The 2,237-nt window shown below is 62.3% G+C and carries 4 protein-coding genes; 2 read left to right on the top strand and 2 right to left on the bottom strand.

Annotated features, from left to right (window positions below; genetic code table 11):
* Positions 1-497: 497 nt before the first annotated feature.
* Complete coding sequence (locus tag NKH83_RS31490; protein WP_352809061.1) at positions 498-695, top strand: hypothetical protein; 198 nt, start codon at positions 498-500, stop codon at positions 693-695.
* A 69-nt stretch (positions 696-764) separates the two neighbouring features.
* Entirely contained in the window at positions 765-1,328 is a 564-nt protein-coding gene (locus NKH83_RS31485; protein ID WP_352809059.1) for a hypothetical protein, read from the top strand.
* Positions 1,329-1,636: 308 nt separating this feature from the next.
* Here NKH83_RS31485 and NKH83_RS31475 read toward each other — a convergent pair whose 3' ends face one another.
* Both NKH83_RS31475 and NKH83_RS31470 read right to left on the bottom strand, forming a co-directional pair.
* Positions 1,637-1,870, bottom strand: a complete 234-nt coding sequence (locus NKH83_RS31475) for a hypothetical protein (protein ID WP_352809056.1) — start codon at positions 1,868-1,870, stop codon at positions 1,637-1,639.
* 125 nt (positions 1,871-1,995) lie between these two features.
* A partial coding sequence (locus NKH83_RS31470; protein WP_352809053.1) for a hypothetical protein occupies positions 1,996-2,237 on the bottom strand: 242 nt, incomplete at its 5' end.

The following is a 2,237-nucleotide window of genomic DNA, read 5'->3' as shown; positions in this document are numbered from 1 at the left end:
CTTTCTATGATCGAGAGCGACCGGGTCGAGTTTCCTCTCAAGCATCATGTTGACGAATGGCCAGTGGAAGAATTGGCCCGACGTCACGCTTTCAAGTGACTTCGATTGGTCAATGAGATCGGGGCCTTGTGGCTGATCGCCCCATGCGGGCGCTCCTCGTTGTACAACTCGGCGACGGAACACCCACGGAACCGGCCCGGAGCGCGAGCTTCTCTATCCATGGCATCCTTGGGCGGGTCGCCAGGTCCATATTCATGAAGTGATCGACAAGAACGAAGCAGAGGTTTTCCGCTGCAGTCTTTCTGGCCGGGTATCGGATCGCTCGCTGGAGGTTCCCGGGTGGATGTTCGATCGGAGCCTCAGCGCGAGCTGGCGCATCACGACTGCTCCGCACGTCTACCTTGCCGCGCTGGGCACCCTAGCGAAGCTGCTCCACGATACGGGGGCCCCGGAGATGGGCGCAGCATTGGGCTGTCACGCGAATCGGGGAGATGTCCATGCCGCGCCAGCCCACGACATACCAGTTCGATCTGTTCTCGAAGCCGAACGACGCCGACACGGTGCAGACGCCGCAATGGCAGGCGCTGCCCGCCGAGACGCGCCGATCAGTGACGAAGCTGATTGTCAGCCTGATTCTCGATCACGTCGACGGCGACCGCTCTCCCGGTCGGGAGGAGGTGCGTCATGATGCATGAGAAGATCAGACCGCACCTAGCCCATCAGGTCCTGCACAATCGCGAGAGCAAGCGCCCTGCAATTATGCGATGCGCGATCGCCTGACGACGCTCGGCTGGTCTCGCGTCGAGACCATAGATGATGATCTCGGACGTTCGGCCGCCGGCACTGTCGCCCGCGTCGGTTTCGACCGCCGAGGTTTGTCTTGGCAAGGTTGGGGCGGTTGCGGCACGGGAGGTATCGCGGTTTGCCCCCAACAGCCGCGACTGGCAGCAGCTCATCGAGATGTGCCGCGTCGTCGACACTGTGCTGATCGACCAGGAGACGATCTATGCGCCGCGCCAGGCAATAATCGGCTGCTGCTGGGATTGAAGGGCAGTCTCAACGAGTATGAACTCGATCTTCTGCGCCAGCGTTCGCTCTCGGCCCGCTACGAGAAGGCCCGCCGCGGCGAACTCGTTGTTGCAGCCCCTATCGGCTTTGTGAAGGTTGGCGATCGGCTCGAGAAGGATCCTGATCGCCGCGTGCAGGAAGCCATCACTCTTGTGTTCGACAAGGTCGCCGAACTCGGCAGTGCCCGGCAAGCCTTGATGTGGTTCCTCGAGCATTGGCTGGATTTGCCCGCCAAGCGCAACAATGGCGATATTGTCTAGCGTCGGCCGAACTATGCCACCATCCACCGGCTGATCGAGAACCCGATCTACGGCGGCGCCTACGCCTATGGTAAGACGCGTGCTGCGCCCCGGCTTTGGCCCATCCGCCGTTAGAACAGGTATTCGACGCAGGACGCGCGAGGAATGGCTTGCCCTGATCCCGGGCAACCATGAAGGCTATGTCAGTTGGGAAAGGGCTGAGGCGATCCGCTACATGGTGATCGACAATGTGACCACGGGCAGGCATCACGGAGCCCCCAAGCATGGCTCACGGTGCGATACACGGGCGCCAAGCACAACATTCCGCGCTATTCCTGCTGGCGGGCCTGCTCGACAATGGCGAGCCGCGCTGCATCGCCTTCGGCGGGCTGCGCGTCGACGATGCGATTGAGGAAGCACTCTTGCGTGTCGTCGAGCCCGGCGCAATTGCTGCCGCCGCCGAGGCAGAGGCGCAGGCAGCCGGTCGCCGCGACCAGGTCCGGGACGCCCTCAGCCGCGATCTGGAAGCTGCCCGCTACTCCGCCGACCGGGCTTTCCGGCAATATGACGCGGCCGATCCCGAGAGCCGGCTGGTGGCGGAATTGGAAGCGCGTTGGAACCAGGCACTCATTCGCATCGGGAGATCGAGAGCAAGATCGCGGCGCATGATACCGCGATGCCGAGGCCATTACCTGTGTTGGCAACGGGCATCACGGCGCTGACCACAGACCTCAAGGCTGTCTGGTCGGCGCCGACGACGGACGCCAGGCTCAAGAAGCGCATCGTGCGGACCGTTATCCAAGAAGTAGTTGCCGATATCGATGATGAAGCCTCCGAGATCGTGCGTAAGCGGGTAGCTGATGCCGTTCAGCGATGGTAGTTCCAAGGCATGAGCGCCTCGATAGCGCTGTTTGGCCAGCCATTGGCGAT

This window comes from Mesorhizobium sp. M0909, from assembly GCF_040319515.1.
Classification (GTDB): domain Bacteria; phylum Pseudomonadota; class Alphaproteobacteria; order Rhizobiales; family Rhizobiaceae; genus Mesorhizobium.
Note: the sequence above shows the minus strand (reverse complement) of the source record. Positions and strands in the feature narration are given on the sequence as shown.